The sequence below is a fragment of the Cystobacter fuscus genome, from assembly GCF_002305875.1.
GTDB classification, from domain to species: Bacteria; Myxococcota; Myxococcia; order Myxococcales; family Myxococcaceae; genus Cystobacter; species Cystobacter fuscus_A.
The window spans coordinates 4606456-4624819 of the sequence record NZ_CP022098.1 but is presented as its reverse complement, the minus strand read 5'-3'; the positions used below and the strand labels follow the sequence as shown (position 1 = coordinate 4624819).

At 70.1% G+C, this 18364-nt stretch carries 13 protein-coding genes; 6 read left to right on the top strand and 7 right to left on the bottom strand.

Going from position 1 to position 18364, the window contains the following annotated elements:
* Positions 1-91: 91 nt before the first annotated feature.
* Both rnr and CYFUS_RS19070 read right to left on the bottom strand, forming a co-directional pair.
* A complete protein-coding gene (rnr, locus tag CYFUS_RS19075; protein WP_420042696.1) occupies positions 92-3436 on the bottom strand; it encodes a ribonuclease R in 3345 nt (1114 codons plus the stop codon).
* Between the two features lie 147 nt (positions 3437-3583).
* The gene (locus CYFUS_RS19070; protein ID WP_095986515.1) at positions 3584-4954 is read right to left on the bottom strand and encodes a protease inhibitor I42 family protein; all 1371 of its coding nucleotides are present in this window, start codon (positions 4952-4954) and stop codon (positions 3584-3586) included.
* Positions 4955-5175: 221 nt separating this feature from the next.
* Here CYFUS_RS19070 and glp point away from each other — a divergent pair, with 221 nt between their 5' ends.
* The 3 genes from glp to CYFUS_RS19055 all read left to right on the top strand — a co-directional run bounded on the left by glp (position 5176) and on the right by CYFUS_RS19055 (position 8003).
* Positions 5176-6402 carry a gephyrin-like molybdotransferase Glp gene (glp, locus tag CYFUS_RS19065; RefSeq protein ID WP_095986514.1) on the top strand — a complete coding sequence of 409 codons (1227 nt, stop codon included), beginning with the start codon at positions 5176-5178 and terminating at the stop codon, positions 6400-6402.
* A 67-nt stretch (positions 6403-6469) separates the two neighbouring features.
* Positions 6470-7135 (top strand): GTP cyclohydrolase II, encoded by a 666-nt coding sequence (ribA, locus tag CYFUS_RS19060; protein ID WP_095986513.1) that lies wholly within the window; start codon positions 6470-6472, stop codon positions 7133-7135.
* A gap of 148 nt (positions 7136-7283) precedes the next feature.
* Positions 7284-8003 carry an MBL fold metallo-hydrolase gene (locus CYFUS_RS19055; protein WP_232537651.1) on the top strand — a complete coding sequence of 240 codons (720 nt, stop codon included), beginning with the start codon at positions 7284-7286 and terminating at the stop codon, positions 8001-8003.
* Here CYFUS_RS19055 and lipB read toward each other — a convergent pair.
* From lipB to lpdA, 5 genes are all read right to left on the bottom strand, one after another.
* Positions 7993-9090 carry a lipoyl(octanoyl) transferase LipB gene (lipB, locus tag CYFUS_RS19050; RefSeq protein ID WP_095986511.1) on the bottom strand — a complete coding sequence of 366 codons (1098 nt, stop codon included), beginning with the start codon at positions 9088-9090 and terminating at the stop codon, positions 7993-7995. The genes CYFUS_RS19055 and lipB overlap by 11 nt on opposite strands.
* Positions 9087-10442 (bottom strand): ClpX C4-type zinc finger protein, encoded by a 1356-nt coding sequence (locus CYFUS_RS51735; protein WP_198316626.1) that lies wholly within the window; start codon positions 10440-10442, stop codon positions 9087-9089. Before CYFUS_RS51735 ends, lipB begins: the two co-directional genes overlap by 4 nt.
* Positions 10443-10475: 33 nt before the next feature.
* Positions 10476-11744: a dihydrolipoamide acetyltransferase family protein gene (locus CYFUS_RS19040; RefSeq protein ID WP_095986510.1), complete on the bottom strand. Its 1269-nt coding sequence runs from the start codon at positions 11742-11744 to the stop codon at positions 10476-10478.
* 35 nt (positions 11745-11779) lie between these two features.
* Positions 11780-12715 carry a lipoyl synthase gene (gene lipA, locus CYFUS_RS19035; protein WP_002626257.1) on the bottom strand — a complete coding sequence of 312 codons (936 nt, stop codon included), beginning with the start codon at positions 12713-12715 and terminating at the stop codon, positions 11780-11782.
* A gap of 305 nt (positions 12716-13020) precedes the next feature.
* A complete protein-coding gene (gene lpdA / locus CYFUS_RS19030) occupies positions 13021-14418 on the bottom strand; it encodes a dihydrolipoyl dehydrogenase (RefSeq protein WP_095986509.1) in 1398 nt (465 codons plus the stop codon).
* Positions 14419-14493: 75 nt separating this feature from the next.
* On the opposite strand from lpdA, the gene CYFUS_RS19025 reads away from it, so the two are divergent.
* Genes CYFUS_RS19025 through CYFUS_RS19015 form a run of 3 tightly spaced genes read left to right on the top strand, consistent with a single transcriptional unit; the run spans position 14494 to position 18362 of the window.
* Entirely contained in the window at positions 14494-15609 is a 1116-nt protein-coding gene (locus CYFUS_RS19025) for a hypothetical protein (protein ID WP_095986508.1), read from the top strand.
* 25 nt (positions 15610-15634) lie between these two features.
* Positions 15635-16444, top strand: a complete 810-nt coding sequence (locus CYFUS_RS19020) for a hypothetical protein (protein ID WP_095986507.1) — start codon at positions 15635-15637, stop codon at positions 16442-16444.
* A 25-nt stretch (positions 16445-16469) separates the two neighbouring features.
* Positions 16470-18362, top strand: coding sequence for a ribonuclease R family protein (locus CYFUS_RS19015; RefSeq protein WP_095986506.1), 1893 nt, complete (start codon positions 16470-16472; stop codon positions 18360-18362).
* Positions 18363-18364: the final 2 nt, after the last annotated feature.

Here is an 18364-nt window from a genome sequence, read left to right as displayed (position 1 = left end):
GCGACGCCGGAGCGCCACCACGAGGGCCCCCCAGCACCACGGCTGGTGGGGCCCCCCGCGTGGCTCCGTCTGAGAGGGTCGTCGCCCGCCGCTACGACTTCCTTCCCCGGCGCGAGGCGGCCGTCTTCTTCGCGCCGCCCTTGGCGGGACGCGCCTTGGTCGCCGCCGTGGACTTCTTGGCGGCGGCCTTCCTGGCCGGGGCCTTCTTCGCGGGAGCCTTCTTGGCGGCGACCTTCTTCACGGGGGCCTTCTTGACCGCCGTGGCCTTCTTCGCCGTGACCTTCTTCGCGGGAGCCTTCTTGGTCACCGCGGCCTTCTTGGCCGGGGCCTTCTTCGCGGGAGCTTTCTTGTCGGCGGCCTTCTTCGCGGGAGCCTTCTTGGCCACCGTGGCCTTCTTGGCCGTGGGCTTCTTCGCGGCGACCTTCTTCGCGGGCTGCTTCGCCCGTGTCGGCTTCTCCTCGGCCGCGACGGCGGCCCGCTTGCGCCGCGTGGGCGGCACGGCCTTCACCTTCTCGGGAGCTGGCTGCTCGGAGGGCTGATCCAGGGCCGCGAGGGCACGGATGCGCTCGAAGCCCGCGGACGGCACGGGAACGACCTCGGCGGAAACCTCCGGAGGAGCCGCCGCGGCCACGGCGTCGATGGTCTCCGAGGGAATCTCCATCGTCTCGGGGGCATCGGAGGCCTGGCGCCGCTGGGCCTCCTCGGCCTCGGCGAGCGAGCGCTCGGAACCGGTGTCCACCCGGGGCTTGCCCCACTTCTCCTGGCGCTCGCGCTCACGCCCGATACGGGCCGCCTTCTTGCGCTCCTCCTTCGTCTGGCGACGCCGCTCTTCGTGTTCCTGGCGATCCACGGCCTGCATGGCCTTCACCGTGTGGCCGCCCACCTCGAGGGCCTCGAAGTCGATCCGCCGCAGTCCCAGGTTCACACCGGTCAGCCGCACGCGGGCCTTCTGACCCACGCGCACGCGGAAGCCTCCCGGCAGCAGCAGGGCGAGCAGCGCCTTGTCGAAGCGGGTCCCGAAGCCGAGCGAGTCGGCGCGCACGAGCCCCTCGATGTGCAAGTCATCGAGTTCCACGAAGAAGCCGAACTCGGCGATGCCGGCGACGGTGGCGGCGAACTCCTCGCCCACGCGGTCCTTCACCATGAGGGCCGCGTAGTAGGAGACCACTTCGCGCTCGGCCTGCATGGCGGCGCGCTCGCGATCCGAGCTCTGGGCGGCCATGTCCTCCAGCGCGCGCTCCTCGCGCTCGATGTGGGCCTCCAGCCGCTTCTGGCCCTTGCGGTTCCAGTGCGCCTTGAGCAGCCGGTGCACGAGCAGGTCCGGGTAGCGGCGGATGGGCGAGGTGAAGTGCAGGTAGTACTCGGCGGCCAGGCCGTAGTGGCCCCGATCGCCCGAGGTGTAGACGGCCTGCATCATGGAGCGCAGCAGGAGCTGGTTGAGGGCGCGCTCCTCGGGGTGGCCCTGCAGCTGCGTCATGAAGGTGTTGAGCGCCTTGGGAGAGATGTCCTCGGCGTTGAGCTGGAAGCCGTAGGCCTGGGCCATCTGGGCGAAGATGGCGAGCTTCTCCTCGTCCGGCTCACCGTGGTAGCGGTAGACGCTGGGCAGCTCCCGGTCCGCGAAGAACTTCGCCACCGCCTCGTTGGCGGCGAGCATGCACTCCTCGATGAGCCGGTGGCTGTCCTTGCGCTCGCGCTTCTCCATGCGGGCGGGCAGGCCGTCCTCGCCCATCACCACCTTGTGCTCGGAGAGGTTGAAGTCGATGGCGCCGCGCTCCTTGCGCATCTGGGTGAGCGTGCGCGCCAGGGCCTGGAGCCGCTCGAAGTGGGGCTTGAAGGCGTTGCGGTGCGGCACGTCCTTGCCATCGAGCACGTCCTGCACCTCGTTGTAGGTGCAGCGCGCGTGGCTGCGCATGACGGCCGGGTACATCTCGCTGGAGACGAGCAGACCCTTCCGGTCGATCACCATGTCGGCCACCATGCACAACCGGTCCTCGTCGGGACGCAGCGAGCAGATGCCGTTGCTCAGGCGCTCGGGGAGCATGGGCAGCACGCGGTCGGGCAGGTAGACGGAGGTGGCGCGGCGCAGGGCCTCGGCGTTGAGCGCGGTGCCCTCGCGCACGTAGTGCGTCACGTCGGCGATGGCCACCACGAGCCGCCAGCCGTCGCTCCGATCCTCGGCGTAGACGGCGTCGTCGAAGTCGCGCGCGTCCTCTCCGTCGATGGTGACGAGCGGCAGCGAGCGCAGGTCGCGGCGCTCCTCGCCCCGGGCCTCCTCCTCGGTGACGACGGTGTGGATGCGGTCCGCCTCGTCCATGACCTCGGGAGGGAACTCGTCGGAGAAGCCCTGCGAGTAGGCGATGGAGAGCACCTCCGCGCTCGGATCCCCGGGCTTGCCGAGAGAGCCAGCGACCTCGCCATAGAGGCCCTCGCCCGGCTCCAGCAGGCCGGCGCCGACGCCCAGCCGCACCTTCACCAGGTCTCCGTCGCGCGCCATCTGGGTAGGAGGCACGCGGATGGGGCCCTGCATCTGCAGGTTCTTGTCGGAGGGCAACACCTGGGCGCCGTGCCGGCCGCGCGTCTCGTAGGAGCCCACGACGAGCTGGCGCAGGCGGCCCACCACGCGCACGAGGCGTCCCTCCATGCGTCCGGGACGGCCCCATGCCTCCACGAGCACGCGATCGTTGTCGAGCGCGCGCGCGGCCTCCTGGGGCGGCAGGAAGATGTTGTCCCCCTGTCCCGAGCTCGGGTGGACGAAGCCGTAGCCATCCCGGTGCACGTGGAGCACGCCTTCGACGGAGAGGGTCTCCCGGCCACCGTCGCCCCCACCCCGGTCGCGAGACGCGAAGCGCTCCCCACCAAAGGAGCGCCCACCGGCCGGGGGACGGCGATCCTTGTCGAAGCGGCCCGCCGGAGCTGGCCGGCGCTCATCCCGGGCGAACCGGCCCGGAGGAGCGGAACGGCCCCCGTCCCCTGGACGCTCGGGACGGGCGAAGCGGCCACGAGCTCCGGCGCCACGGTCCTCGAAACGGCCTCGGGGCTGCTCGGCGCGGCCCTCGCGCACGAAGCGGCCGCGCGGCTCGGGGCGGCGCTCCTTGTCGAAGCGGCCCCGGGGAGCGAAGCGCGAGTCGAGCTCGGACGGGGCTCGCGTCCCCGGGCCGGATTCGCCGCGCTCTTCCCGGGGGCCGGCCCGCGAGGCCTCGGGGGGCCTCGTGTCCCGTTCGCGCCGGAAGGGAGGCTGCGGGCCGTCACCACCGGACGAAGGCGGCTGCGCGCCCCGGAGGCGGAAGCGCTTGCCCTCCTTGAGCAGGTCGCCCGCGCGCACCATGTCCCGGAGCGTCCGCTTGAGTTGGGTCTGCTGTCCGGGGTGAAGCTGGGTGAGCTTGAGCAGTTCCTTGACGCCGAGGGGATGTTTGGACTCGGCCAGGTGTCGCTTCACGTCTTGAGGAAGATCCGTCACGAGAGATCCCACGGAAGGGAGCCCAACGGGCCCTGAAAAAAATAAGCCCGGTGGATCCCACTGGGGACCCCCGGGCATGACTTGAAGAGAGAAAAATGGGGACGGAGGATGGTCAGCGGGACCCTCTCAGGCCTTGACGGTCACGTTGAGCTTGAACGAGCGCTCCACCTGACCGGGGTTGAAGGCCTTGGCGAGGAAGAACTCGATCTCCGAGACGCCCGGATTGCGGGGCGTGAAGAAGAACTCGCGCGAGGCGGGCCCCTCGGAGCTGACCTCGAAGTTGGCCTCGCGCAGGCCCAGCCGCTTGGCCGCCGTGGGCTCGATGGTCCACGAGAAGCCCGGCTGCTCCTGGAGCCGCACGGTGAAGGCGTGGTTGAGCCGCACGTCGATGCTGGTCGACTGCTCGCCTTCCACGTGTACCGTCTCCAGGCCCTCGCGGGACATGGGGCGGACTTCCGCGGGGCGCACTTCCACGTTCTCCACGTCGATGCGTCCGCCCCAGCCCGAGGACTTGTCCACCACGCCGGTGACGGACAGCGTCTGCCCGAGGTAGCGGCGCAGGCCCTTGGAGCCCTTGCCCTCGAGGATGAAGGACACCTGCTGCCGGGTGCCGGCGTTGGAGACCACCAGCACGAACTCCTCGCCGGTCATCTCCAGGTTGCCGCGCAGCGCGGCGAAGCCCTTCATGCCCGCGCCCATGCCCGCCGAGATGACCTGCGACACCTCGCCGGGCGACAGGTAGCGCAGGCGGGTCTCCGACTCCACCGGCTCGGGGACGGGCTCCTCGGCCTCCGGCTTCTTCGCGGAGAACTTCCGCACGTCCACCGTGCCGCCGTAGTTGGTGGTCTTCTTGATGAGACCACTGACGGACACCTTGTGGTCCACGTAGGCCGGCAGCACTTCCTGATCCGGTCCCTGGAGGATGAAGACCAGCTCGCGCTTGTCGCGGCCAATCACCACGAGGCCCGGCAGGCCCTCCACGAGCGTCAGGCGGCCCTTGAGGCTGCCCTCGCCCACCACGCCCCGGCCCTGGCCGGCGGTGAGCAACTGCTCCATGTCTCGCTTGTTGAGGGGCTCGCCCGGCGGGGGCAGCTTGGTGGCGCGGGGACGGGGCTTCTCGACCGGAGGCGCGGTTGGTTCGGCGCGAGCGCCCGCCTTGGCCGAGGACTCCTTGACCTTGGTCGCTTCCTTGGGCTTGACCGTCTGCTTACCCTTGGCGGCCTCCTTCACCTTCGCCGCCGCTTTGGTCACGACCTTCGTGGCCGCCTTGGCCACCTGCTTCACCTTGGCGGCGGCCTTCTTCGCGACGGGGGCCGCGGACTTCTTCTTCGCGGGGGCCTTCTTTCCCGCCTTGGACGCCTCGGTCGCTTTCGCCACCAACTTCGCGGCCGCCTTCGCCACTCGTTTGGACGCGCTCTTGAGGACACCCCCCTTCGCCGACTTGACCTTCTTCGCGGCGGGAGTCGCCTTCTTGGCCCCGGACCTGGGCTTGGCCATCGACGCTGTCTCCTTGAATTCCCGTGTCATCTCAACGGGTTGGCACACCTGACCACGACCAGATCAGGTCCTCGCGATCATCACGGCTTGTAACGGTGATCAGCAGACCTGTCAAACAAAGTCTTGAATTTCCTGGGGACTTTGATGCCAAAAGGGGCCCCTCGCTACACGTCTGTAACGGGTTGTTCCGCCCCCCACCCTCTCTCCGAGGTCGCCCCCGAATGAAGGATGACACCGAGCTGCTCGCCGTGGAGGAAGCGCGAGCCCGCACCCTCGCCCTGGTCCAACCGTTGCCCACCGAATGGGTGCGCTGGGAGGACGCGCTCGGGCGCACCCTGGCCGAGGACGTGCGGGCCCAACGCACCCTGCCGCCCTGGGACAACTCGGCCATGGATGGCTTCGCCGTGCGCAGCGCGGATCTGACGGCCCCCCCGCCCGTGCGGCTGCGGGTGGGGGAAACCATCTACGCGGGGCAGTCGCCGCGCGAGCAGGTGCGTCCCGGGACGTGCGCGCGCATCATGACGGGGGCTCCCCTGCCCGCGGGCGCCGACGCGGTGGTGATGCGCGAGCGGACGCGGCTGACGCCCGAGGGGGACGCGGTGGACATCCTCGAGGGGGTAGGTCCCGGCCACTTCGTGCGACCCCGGGGAGAGGACGCGCGCGAGGGCGAGGTGCTGCTGCCCCGGGGAACGCCCCTGGGAATCCCCGAGCTGGGCCTGCTCCTGGGCCAGGGGCGCACGAGCGTGCCGGTGCCCCGCCGGCCTCGGGTGGCCATCCTCTCCACGGGGGACGAGCTGTGCCCGGCGGACGCCCCCGCCGAGGGCCGCATCGTGGACGCCAACGCGCCCGCGCTCAGCCTCGCGGTGCTGCGCGCCGGAGGGGTGCCCTCGGTGCTCGGCATCGCCCGGGACACCCGGGAGGACGTGTCCCGCCTGCTCTCGGCCGCCGAGGGCCATGATCTGGTGCTCACGAGCGCCGGCATGTCGGTGGGCGAGCACGACTTCGTGCGCGAGGCGCTGGCGCACCTGGGCGTGGCGCAGGACTTCTGGCGCGTGGCCATCAAGCCGGGCAAGCCCCTGGCCGTGGGCCGCAAGGGGGGGACCCTCTACTGTGGGCTGCCCGGCAACCCCACCTCGTCCCTGGTGACCTTCGAGCTCTTCGTGCGCCCCGCCCTGCGCCGCATGCTGGGACACGTCGAGGTGGAGCCACCGCGGGTGCCGGGTCGGCTCGAGGGGGAGCTGAAGAAGGCCCCGGGGCTGGACCACTACATCCGGGTGACCGCCACCTGGCAGGAGGGCGAGCTGTGGGCCAGGCCCCTGGCCACCCAGACCTCGGGGGCACTGCGCTCCGCGGCCTCGGCCACTCATCTGCTTCATTTCCCTCGTTCTTCCAGTAGGTTGGCTACTGGGGACAAGGTCGAGCTGTTGCCCCTGTCCTGGAGTGCCTGAGGAACAACGGCAGCCGGCGAGCATCCATCTTGTGTCCCAAACTGTTGTAAGGGAGAAAGGTCTTCTCATGTCCGACACGCCTCAGGTCCTCCCCACCCGAAAAAGCTCTTCGCTCCTGGAGAGGTTCTCCGAAGCGGACGTCCCGACGGAGCGAGGCGTGCTGCGCACGGTCGTCTTCCGGGAGAAGCGCAATGGCCGGGAGCACGTGGCCCTCTTCGTGGGAGACATCCACGACAAGGAGGGGGTGCCGGTGCGCGTGCACTCCGAGTGCCTGACCAGCGAGGTGTTCGGCAGCCTCAAGTGCGACTGCCGGCAGCAGTTGGACCGGGCGCTGGACTTCGTCACCCAGAATGGCTGTGGCGTGGTGCTCTACCTGCGCCAGGAGGGCCGGGGCATCGGCCTGGGCAACAAGATCAAGGCCTACGCACTGCAGGCCCAGGGGCTGGACACGTACGAGTCCAACCGGAAGCTGGGGTTCGCCGACGACCTGCGCAGCTACGACGTCGCCGCGGAGATGCTGCGCTCACTGGGAGTGCGGTCCGTGGACCTCATCACGAACAACCCCCTGAAAATTGCAGGATTGGTGGAAGAGGGTATTCCCGTGCGTCGACGCATTCCCTCGCGTACGGCGCATAATCCACATAATGTGGACTACCTGAGGACAAAGCGCGAGCGAACGGGACACCTGATTGAGCTCTTCGCCGAGGACGACACAGAAGCCAAGGTGGGCTGAGGACGCGCCGGGCCAGGAGCCCGCCGGGTCGCGAGTCCCCTTTCACGTCCGGTTCTGGGGGGTGCGAGGCTCGGTTCCCTCCCCGGGACCGACAACCCAGCGCTATGGGGGCAACACGCCTTGCGTCGAGGTGCGATGCGGGGACGAGTTGCTCATCTTCGACATGGGCACGGGGGCTCGCGCGTTGGGCGAGGCGCTGAGCGCGGGGAGTGGACCGCTGCGCGCGTCCATCTTCCTGTCCCACTACCACTACGATCACCTGCAGGGGGTGCCATTCTTCACCCCGCTCTCCAGCCCCCGCTTCTCCTTCACGGTGTATGGAGCCACCCGTGAGGGGCGCTCGGTGAAGGACGTACTGACCGGGCAGATGGTGCAGCCCTACTTCCCGGTGACGATGACGCAGGTCACCAAGGCCGCGCTGGCCTACCGGGACATGGTGCCCGGACAACTGCTGGAGCTGGGACCGGCCACCGTGCGCGCCCTGGATCTGAACCATCCGGGCGGCAACCTGGGCTATCGCGTGGACTGCGATGGCCGCTCGGTGGTGTACGCGACGGACGTGGAGCACGGCTGCGACATGGACCGCGAGCTGGTGGAGTTCGCGCGGAACGCGGACGTGCTCATCATCGACGCGATGTACACCGAGGACGAGTACCGGGGCCGCAAGGGCGCCTCGAAGGTGGGCTGGGGCCACTCGACCTGGGAGGCGGCGGTGCACGTGGCCAACTCCGCCCAGGTGAAGCAACTGGTGCTCTTCCACCACGAGCCCACGCGCGATGACGAGGAGATGGATGCCTTCGTCGCCCGGGTGCGCGAGCACCGCCCCGAGGTGCTCGCCGCGCGGGAGCTGGAGACGATCACCCTCTGACGTCGTGCGCGCCACGCCGGAGGGCGCGCTCCACGCCCTCGCGCAGCCCCCGGAAGGGCAGCCGCTCGAGTGCCGTGGGAACGTCCACCCACTCGGCGGCATCGTGCTCGTCCCCCAGACGCACCTCGAAGCCGCCACCGCACCGCGCGGCGAAGGCGTTCTCCTCGACGAGCCGGGGCGGCACCGTGTTGCCCACCGCGAAGGCGTGGCGGTAGTCCAGATCCACCACGTCGGCGCGCAGTCCGGTCTCCTCGAACAGCTCACGCGCGGCGGCCTCGCGGGGAGACTCGCCCGGCTCCAGCCGTCCGGTGACGATCTGCCAGAAACCTCCCCGATGGGGACGCCGACGCAGCAGCAGCACGCGGGTGTCGGCGCCCTCGCCCTTGAGGAGCGTGACGCTCACGGTGCGCGTGGGCGGCGGACCCTCGGCGCGCTGGAGCTCGAAGACCTCGGCGAAGTGCCGCGTCACCTTGTCCTCCACCTCGGCCATGGGCACGCGGTGGCCCAGCTCGCGCTGCAGCGACGTGACGCCCGCCTCGCGGATGCCACAGGGCACGATGAGCTGGAAGTGATCCAGGTGCGTGTTCACGTTGAGCGCGAAGCCATGCGTGGTGAGCCAGCGCGCCAGGTGCACCCCGATGGCGGCGATCTTCCGGGCATCGTGCGTCGCCTCGCCGCCGAGCCACACCCCGGGCCACTTGGGGATCGTCACCGAGGACAGGCCATACTCGGCGAGCGTGCGATGCATGCACTGCTCGACATCCCGCACGTAGCGGCGCACGTCCTGGCGGTGCTCGGGCAGCAGGAAGATGGGGTAGCCCACGAGCTGCCCGGGGCCGTGGTAGGTGACGTCGCCGCCCCGATCCGTCTGGAACAGGCCGATGTGCTCCTCGGCCAGCCGCGCATCGTCCGCGACGACGTTCTCGCGTTTGGCGGCCCGGCCCAGGGTAAGCACCGGCGGGTGCTCGAGCAGCAGCAACACGTCCCCGCAGAGGCCCTGGCGCCGGGTCTCGCCGAAGAGCTTCATGAGCTGCAAGCCATCCTCGTACTCGACCTGACCGAGCCGATACACCGTCAGAGTGTTCACGTGTCTCCCTTGCCCGGCCCCGGAGTCGCCCGCCGCCAGGAGCCGGGGGGAATCCGCGCCAGGAGCGCCTTCAATTCATGTCCGGTCCGAGGTGAACGGGCGGCCTCCTCGGCGAGCGCGGTGAGCGCCTCTTCGGACAGGTGGAGCTCCTCCCGGGCGGAGAGCTGTCGCCGGGCGATCTCCCGCAGCAGCTCGACGCCGGGCGTCTCGAGCACGACGAGCAGCTGCACCTGCTCCAACAACGACAGGGAGAGCGCGCCGCGAGTGGCCTCGGAGAGCGAGGCCGTGGTGGGCACGAAGAGGCGGCCCGTGTCCGACACGAGCTCGGGTCCGGGAACCACCGCGCCCCCCCGGGCGGACATCACCACCGTGCGCTGGGGGTGACGACTCAGGAAGGCCCCGAGCGCGGCCTGCCCGGCGGAGGGCAGCCGATCCACGTCCTCCACGAGCAGCGTGGCCTCCACCGAGGCCCGATCGATCGACTCCGGAGTGACGACCTCACCCCGCCCCGCCTCCGCGAGAGCCCGCAGCCAGGTGCTCTTCCCCGAGCCCTCGGGACCGAGCACCAGCACCCGACGTCCCCCCGCCGCCAGCCCGCTCTCGAGCCGCGCCCGGGCCTCCGCTTGTCCCAGCAGTTCCTGGGTGACGGGCCGCGACGCCCGGGGCCGCGCGGACGGAGCACGCGCCGTCACGCCCCCCAGCAGCGAGCTGGACTCTCCGATGCAGGCCGCGCAGATGAACGCGCCGGCGGGACCCGCCACCAGCGGCCCCACCTCGGTCCGGGGCCGGCAGCAGAAGGAGCACCACGCCTCGAGCGCGGGATCGGCCCGGGTCGGCCCTCGCTCGATGAACATGCCCTCCCGCTCCAGCGACGGCGGGGAGGACACGGCGGACGGCGCGGGCGGTTCCTCCCGCCGCGTCCCCACGCTCTCCGCGGTGAGGACGGCCGACCGCATCACCTTCACCGCCAGACCCACCGGGTTGGCGCGGCGATCCACGGCCAGCGAGGCCTCGCGCAACGCATCCTGGAGCGTCGAGGAGTCCTCCTCGAGCACCCAGGTACTCCCCTCGTGCACGTCGTCCTCGTCATCGTCCTCATCCGAGGACACGACCGGGACGGGGAGCGAGGGCTCGCTCTCCCCCGCCTCCAACCGGCGCAGTTCTGCTTCCAGGTCGGTGCGGGAGGGATCCAACCGCAGGGCATAGCGCAGGAGCTGTTCCGCCCGGGCCCGGTTTCCCCCGCGCCGGCACAGCTCGGCGGCGCGTTGGAACAACTCGATGGCCCGGCGCTTGTCGCCGCCGAGTTCCGCCGCCTGGGCGGCACGGATGACGTCGCGGACGTTCTCGGCCATGGGCCCGTACTCCTTCGCGAAGGCCGACGGCCGTCAGGCCATGGCCAGGAACAGCATGTCCGGATGCTCCAGGTACTTGATGACCTCGTAGACGAAGTCCGCGGCCATCTGGCCGTCGATGACACGGTGATCGGCGGAGATGGAGATGTTCATCATCTCGCGCACGACCACCTGGTCGTTCTTGTCCACCACGGGCCGCTTGCGCATGCGGTGGATGCCCAGGATGGCCACCTCGGGGTGGTTGATGATGGGCGTGGCGAAGATACCGCCCGACTGCCCGAGCGAGGTGATGGTGAAGGAGCCTCCGGTCAGCTCGTCCATCTTCAGCTTGCGCTCGCGCGCCGCGGTGCTCAGGCGGAGGATCTCCTCGGCCAGCTCGCGCAGGGTGAGTCGATCCGCGTTCTTGATCACCGGGACGGTGAGCCCCTCGGGGGTGGCCACCGCGATGCCGATGTTGAACTCGCCCCGGACGACGAGCTCCTGGGCGGCCTCGTCCATCTGCGCGTTGAGGTGGGGGAACTTCTTCATCGCCGCGATGACGGCCTTCACGATGAAGGGCAGGAAGGACAGCTTCGTCTTGTCCCCCGTGGCGGCCAGGCTCTCGTTGAGCCGCTTGCGCAGGGCGACGAGCTCCGTGGCATCCGTCTCCTCGACGAAGCCGAAGTGGGGCGCGGTGAACTTCGAGCGCACCATCTTCTCGGCGATCTTCTTGCGCAGGCCACGCAGCGGGATGCGCTCGTCGGCCCGGCCCGAGACCACCGGGGGAGCGGCCGGACGCGCGGCGGCGGGGGGCGGTGACACCTCGTTGCGCGAGGAGGACGCGCCCGCGATGGCCGCCTTCACGTCCGCCTTCATCACGCGGCCCTGCGGCCCGGAACCGGCGATCTGCGAGAGATCCAACCCGTGCTCGCGCGCCATGCGGCGGGTGAGCGGCGTGGCGAGCACCTTGGACGCGGACGCGGCCTCCGGAGCCGAGCTGGCCGCCGCGGCCACGGGAGCGGAGGGAGCGGGAGCGGCCGCCGGAGCCCCATGGCCAGCCGAGGCCTGGGCGGGCGCGGAACCCTCGAGCTCGAGCGTGACGAGGAGCTGGTGCACCTTCGCCATCTCGCCTTCCTTGCCGTGCGTCTGCACGACCCGGCCGGCCTTGGGGCTGGGAACGGTCACCGTGGCCTTGTCCGTCATCACCTCGGCGAGGGTCTGGTCCTCCTTGACCAGGTCACCCGCTTTGACGTGCCACTTGACCAGTTCACCCTCCTGAACACCTTCGCCAAGATCAGGAAGCTTCAACTCGAAGATCGCCATTCGGGTTCCGTTTCGGGATGAGGAGAGGAAAGGCGTCAGGTGCCGCTGGCGAGCCCCAGGCGCTCACGCTCCATGAGGCCCTTCATGAAGAACTCGGCGGCGCGGTAGCTCGAGCGCACGAGCGGGCCGGAGGCGACGTAGAGGAAGCCGAAGGACTCGGCGAGCTGCTTGTAGGCCTCGAACTGGGGCGGGCTCACGAAGCGCTCCACGCGCAGGTGGTACTGCGAGGGCTGGAGGTACTGGCCGAGCGTCAGCACGTCCACGCCCGCCGAGCGCAGGTCGCGGAAGGTCTGCTCCAGCTCGGCGTCCGTCTCGCCCAGGCCCACCATGACGGAGCTCTTGGTGTAGAGCCGCTCGGGGCGGTTCTTGAGGTACTCGAGCACCCGGAGCGACTGGCGGTAGGTGGCGCGGCGATCGCGCACGGTGGGGGTGAGGCGCTCCACCGTCTCCACGTTGTGGGCCACCACGTGCGGCCGGGCCTGGGCCACGGTGTCCAGGTCCTGCTCCTTGCCCTTGAAGTCGGGGATGAGCACCTCGACGATCGTCTTGGGCGAGTGCTGGCGCAGCTCGCGGATGGCCGAGGCGAAGTGGCTCGCGCCCCCATCCGGCCGATCATCCCGGTTCACCGAGGTGACCACGATGTACTCCAGGTCCATCTCCTTGACGGCCTGGGCCAGGTGGATGGGCTCCATCGGATCCAACGGCGGCGGCGCGCCCACCTTCACGTGGCAGAAGCGGCACGCGCGCGTGCACACCTCGCCCATGAGCATCACCGTGGCGGTGCCACCACCCCAGCACTCGGCGATGTTCGGGCAGCGCGCTTCCTCGCACACCGTGGCCAGCTTCGTGCGGCGCACGATGGACTTCACCCGCTCGTACCCCTCCCCGTGAGGAAGACGCACCTTCAACCACTCGGGCTTCCGAGTGGATTCGGCTACCTGCGGCAGGGGAAAACGATCGGGAGTCGCCATGGGTCGCGGGCCTTCTACGGTTGGGGCGAAAGCAGGGTCAAGCGGGAAGCCTTGACGCGATATGTCAGCTCTCGCGCGGATTCAAATGCATCTCCCTTCTAACGCGTCCCACCATTCCAGGCAGCGCGCGTCCGCCCCGGAACACTCGCGCCTCCCGCACACCCGACCCGCCCGGGTGATGAGAGGCTCGGCCACCCGGCGGGCGAGCACCCCCTCCCCACCAACCAGCCCCCCGGACATGCAACGGCCGCCCGAGACGGAGTCGTCCCGGACGGCCTGAGTGAAGCGAGCGCGGAGCGCCCGGCTCAGATGTGGATCGGGTGACCCAGGGTCATCTCGGCGCCTTCCTTCATGATCTCCGAGAGCGTGGGGTGGGCGTGCATCGTGTGCGCGAGCTCCTCGGTGGTGATCTCCAGGCGGAGCGCCACGCAGGCCTCGGCGAGCAGCTCGGTGGCGTGCGGGCCCACCAGGTGGACGCCGAGCACCTCGTCGTACTTCTTGTCCGAGACCACCTTCACCAGACCGATGGCCTCGTTGGAGATGGAGGCCTTGGTGACGGCGGAGAACGGGAAGATGCCCGTCTTCACGTCGTAGCCGCGCTCCTTGGCCTTCTTCTCCGTGAGGCCCACGGATGCCACCTCGGGGTAGCAGTAGGTGGCCGACGGCGTCAGGTCGTAGTTGATGGGCGTGGGCTTCTTGCCGGCGATGTGCTCCACCGCGAGCACCGACTCGGCGCTGGCCACGTGGGCGAGCATCGGCGTGGGGATGACGTCACCGATCGCGTACACGTTCGGCTCGGTGGTGCGCATCATCTCGTCCGTCTTGATGAAGCCACGATCGGCCTTGATGGACGTGAAGTTCAGACCGATGTCCTCGGTCACCGGGGCGCGGCCCACGGCGGACAGCACGTACTCGGCCTCGATGGTGCGCGTCTCGGTGCCCACGGTCATGGTGAGCTTCACGCCGTTGGCGCTGCTCTCCACCTTCTCCACCTTGGCGCCGGTGTGCACGTCGATCTTGCGCTTCTTGAAGTGCTTCTCGAACTCCTTGGAGACGTCCACGTCCTCGATGGGCAGCAGGTTGGGCAGGTACTCCACCACGGAGACCTGGGTGCCCATGTGGTTGAAGACGGAGGCGAACTCGCAGCCCACCGCGCCCGCGCCGATGACGATGAGGCTCTTGGGAATGCGATCAATCGTGAGGATGGAGTCGCTGTTGAGCACGCGCTGGTGATCCACCTGCACGTTGGGCAGCGACTTGGGCACCGAGCCCGTCGCGATGATGATGTTCTTGGTGTCCAGCGTCTGCTTGGAGCCGTCGTCGGCGGTGACCTCGACCTTGCCCTTGCCGGCGATGCGGCCATGGCCCTTGAAGACCGAGATCTTGTTCTTCTTCATCAGGTAGTCGATGCCGTTGGCGGCCTTGGTGACCACCTTCTGCTTGTGCTCCTGGACCTTGGCCCAGTTGACCACCGGCGCCGGCACCTCGATGCCGAAGTCCGCCGCTTCCTTGATGTGATGCAGGAGCGAGGCGCTCCACAGCAGCGACTTGGTGGGGATGCAGCCCCGGTGGAGGCACGTGCCACCCAGGCGCTTGTCCTTCTCGATGAGGGCCGTCTTCAACCCGAGCTGCGCCGCCCGGATCGCACCGACATAACCCCCCGGGCCCGAACCGATGATCACCACGTCGAAAGTCTCAGCCACGAATGCCTCCGGGGTGGATGTAACCGCGCGGCGCTGATAACCACCCCTCCCGGCTGGAATCAAGGAGTTTGCACCTTGCGACGCTTCCCCGTCCGATCACTCCTCCTGATGACGCTCGCCCTGGTGGCCTTCGCGCGCCTCTATTACGTCACCCACAGGGAGCCAGAAGGAGGGCCCGCCCCCGTGCCGCCCCGCGGCATCCCGTCCACGCCCTCCCCCGGTACCCCGATCTGCCCGACTCTCGAGAAGTCCCTGGAGAACGTCCTCAAGGCGCCCGAGGACGCCACGGCCCTGGCCTCGGCTCGGCGGGAACTGGACGCCTGCCCCACCCCGCCCGTTCGGGCGTGCGAGCTGGGCCCGGCCCTGGATGCCCGCTTCCCATTGACGGCCGGAATGGCTCCCGCTCGCGAGCTGCTCGACCTGCTGTGTCAGCGCTGCCCCTCCGGCGCCAACCCCTGCGAACAAGCCGTCGTCCGCGCGGTCATGGCCGAGAGCCGGGGGGGAACGCCCCCGCCCGCCCTTCCCCTCTGGTACCTGGAGCACGCCGGCCCGGGAACCCGGGGGGCCTGCGCCGAGGTGGTGCGCACCCTACTCGCGCCCGCCGCCCTGGACGAGGAACCCCCGACGCGGGAGCGCAGGACCTGGCTCGAGCAGCTCACCCCGGTCTGTGCCCGCGAGGGACGGGTGTCCTCCCCGCTGCTGCGGGCCGTCGTGGTGCAAGGTGACGTGCCTGCCCTGGCCTCGCTCGTCCAGACGGCGATGCCCGCCACCACGACCGCCGTGCTCGAGCCGGACCGCGTCGTGGGCCCCGAGGGGGCGGAGCGAGCCTTCGATGGGCAGGAGTCCACGTCCGTCTCCCTCACGGCGGCGGAGCAGTCCCCCCGGTGGCGCAAGGACGGCGCGCTGAGCGCGGTGTTCTCGCCTCCCGTCCAAGCCCTGACGGCCCTGCGCGTGCGTGCGCGCGGCCCGGGCCTGCTGCGGGCCGTGGTCCGGGTGGAGGAAGAGGTGGGGATGAGCGATCCGGACACGCGGACGAACTTCGTGCGCCCCCGGGTCTGCCAGTTCCAGGGCACCGGGCAGTGGGAGTCCTGCGCGCTACCGGCCGCCCTCCTGAACGTCGAGGCGCTCAGTGTCTTTCCCACGAAGAGTTCACTTTCGTTGATCGACGTGGAAATCCGTGTAACGCGCTGAGGGCCGAGGCGTTGGAGCGGGCACCATGCGAACTTCCCTGCTCGTCCTGACCCTGCTCTCCATGCCCGCCCTCGCCGCGAGTCCCCTCACGGGGCTGCTCGCCGAGTACGAGACGGGCCCAGCCGCCATCTTCCAGAACGATGGCCGCTATGGTCCCTCGGGCACGTCCTATTCGGCCGAGGATCTCCAGCAGAACGCCACCCTCTACCGCACCTGGCGCGCCGCCGTGGAGGCACGCCTGGGCGCGCGTCATGGCCTCATCCTGCTGTACGCCCCGTTCGACGTGACCACGCGCGCGACGCTGTCGCGGGACATCGACTTCCGCGGAACCGTGTTCCCCGCGGGCACCGTGGTGGACAGCCGCTACCTCTTCGATGGGTTCCGCGGCAGCTACCTCTTCCGGCTCATCGATGGGGAGCGCTTCAAGTGGGACATCGGCGCGAGCGTGCAGATCCGCAACGCCCTGGTGGGATGGGGCGCGGTGGATGGCTCGCGCTACTCGCAGGAGAGCGACATCGGCGTGGTGGGCGCGCTGAAGACCCGGCTGCGCTACGAGCTGCCCTCGCGCGTGTGGGCGGGGCTGGAGGCCGACGCGCTCTCCACCTTTGGTCTGGTGGGCAACACCACGGGCGGCATCTACGACGTGGCCCTGACGTTGGGTGTTCCGCTGAACACGCGGGGCGACGTGAATGCCTACGCGCGGCTGCGGCTGCTCGGGGGCGGAGCGGACGTGACACGCCGCGACATCTACAACTGGGGCAACTTCGGCTTCGCGGTGTTGGGTGTGCAGGCGGATCTCGTGTCCCTGGTGGAGAGGGGCCTCTCGACACCGTGACGCGGCGGGAACATGGTGCGGCGCCATGGACTCGCCCACTTCCCGCACCGTCACCGGCCACATCGACGTCCACCACCGGGGTCATGGCTTCCTCATCGTGCGGCCCAGCAACACCTCCGAGGGTCTCTCCGCCTTCATCCCTCCCCCGGAGCTGAGGCACCACCTGGCCGACGACGTCGTCTCCGCGAGAATCACCCGCGCGGAGGACGGCCGGTGGCGCGCCAGCGGCTTGTCGGTCGTGCACCGGCCCCGCCAGGAGCTCTATGGCGAGGTGGTGGTGCGCGAGGAGCGTGTGCTGCTCCAACCCGACCGGGACGTGGGCGCGGGCGCCTGGCCCCTGGAAGCGGAGGGCATCGAGGTCCAGCCCGGCGACGCGGTGGTGGCCCGCATCGACGAGGACAAGGTCCGGTTGGTGCGCAAGCTCGCGCCCGGAGTGGACCGCTCCCTGGAGCGCCTCCTGCTGCGCCATGGCCTGCGCCGTGAGTTCGGTCCGGAGGCCCACGCCGAGGTCCCCCAGGTCCTCGCCCGGCCGCTCACGCGGGAGGGCCGGAGGGATCTGCGCGAGGTGCCCACGGTGACCGTGGACGCGCCCATCACCCGCATCATCGATGACGCGCTCTCCGTGCTCCCCGCGGGAGGGGATGGCGCGCTGCGGCTGTTCGTCTCCATCGCGGACGCCGCCGAGTTCATCCCCGAGGGCTCCGCCCTGGATCGCGAGGCTCGCGAGCGGGCCACCAACGTGTACCTCGGGGACACCCTGCTGCCCATGCTCCCCGAGGCGCTGGCAGCGGGCTCGCTCAGCCTCGTGCCGGGCGAGGAGCGGCTGTGCGTCACGGTGGAGCTGCGCATCGATCCGGAAGGACGGGTCACCTCGGTGGATGTCTACGAGAGCCTGCTGCGCTCCTGGGCGAGGCTGAGCTACACCGAGGTGACGGCGTACCTCGACCAGGGAGAGGTGTCCGAGCCGATGGCCCGGGTGCGCGAGGCGATGCCGTGGTTGCGCGCGGCGGCGGCGCGGCTGGCGGTGGCGCGGGCGGGACGCGGGGGCATCGACCAGACGCGCGACGAGGCCCACTTCACCTTCGATGAAGTCACGGGCGAGGTCTCGGGCATCGAGACCGAGCGACCCACTTCGGCGCATGCGCTCGTCGAGCGCTTCATGGTGGCCGCCAACGAGGCCATCGCCGGCTGGCTCGTCGAGCGGGGCCTTCCCGCCCCCTTCCGCGTCCAGGGAGAGCCCGAGCCCCAGGCCGTGGCGGACCTGGATGCCTTCGCCCTCCACTCGGGCTTCGCCGCGGGCCTGGGCCGCACGCTCACCCCGCTGTCCCTCGCCGCGTTCGCCCGGCAGCTCTCCGGTGTGCCCGAGGAGGCCGCGCTGCGCTCGGTGATGTTCAAGGCGCTCGCCTCCTCGCGCTACAGCGTGGTGCCCGCCCCCCATTTCGGCCTCGCGGCACGCGCCTATGTGCACTTCACCTCGCCGCTGCGGCGCTACGCGGACCTCGCCGTCCACCGCGCCCTCAAGCACTACCTGCGCGGCCGGCGGGACTTCCCGCACGAGGATCCCGACGTCGAGCGGCTCTCGCTCCACCTCAACGAGCGCGTCCGGCGCGCTCAGCGAGCGGAGAAGGAACGACACCGGCTGCTGGAGGCACGGGTGATGGCCGCGCACGTGGGCCAGGAATTCACCGGACACATCACCCGGGTGCGCTCCACGGGGCTGCTCGTCCAGCTCGACCAGCCGCTCGTGGAGGGACTGCTTCCCCTGGAATCGCTTCCGGGAGGCCCCTACGCCCCGGATGCCCGGGAGACCTCGCTCGTGGGGCCCACGCGTGACTTCACGCTCGGGATGCCGCTTCGGGTGCGCGTGGCCTTCACGGAGGAACACCCGGGCCGCGTCGGACTGGCGCTCGTCGAGTAGGC

Coding starts and splice junctions, on each gene's coding strand:
- CYFUS_RS19070 (WP_095986515.1), bottom strand. CDS start 4,954: ATGGCCAAGCCCAGGTCCGGGGCCAAGAAGGCGACTCCCGCCGCGAAG.
- glp (WP_095986514.1), top strand. CDS start 5,176: ATGAAGGATGACACCGAGCTGCTCGCCGTGGAGGAAGCGCGAGCCCGC.
- ribA (WP_095986513.1), top strand. CDS start 6,470: ATGTCCGACACGCCTCAGGTCCTCCCCACCCGAAAAAGCTCTTCGCTC.
- CYFUS_RS51735 (WP_198316626.1), bottom strand. CDS start 10,442: ATGGCCGAGAACGTCCGCGACGTCATCCGTGCCGCCCAGGCGGCGGAA.
- CYFUS_RS19040 (WP_095986510.1), bottom strand. CDS start 11,744: ATGGCGATCTTCGAGTTGAAGCTTCCTGATCTTGGCGAAGGTGTTCAG.
- lipA (WP_002626257.1), bottom strand. CDS start 12,715: ATGGCGACTCCCGATCGTTTTCCCCTGCCGCAGGTAGCCGAATCCACT.
- CYFUS_RS19020 (WP_095986507.1), top strand. CDS start 15,635: ATGCGAACTTCCCTGCTCGTCCTGACCCTGCTCTCCATGCCCGCCCTC.
- CYFUS_RS19015 (WP_095986506.1), top strand. CDS start 16,470: ATGGACTCGCCCACTTCCCGCACCGTCACCGGCCACATCGACGTCCAC.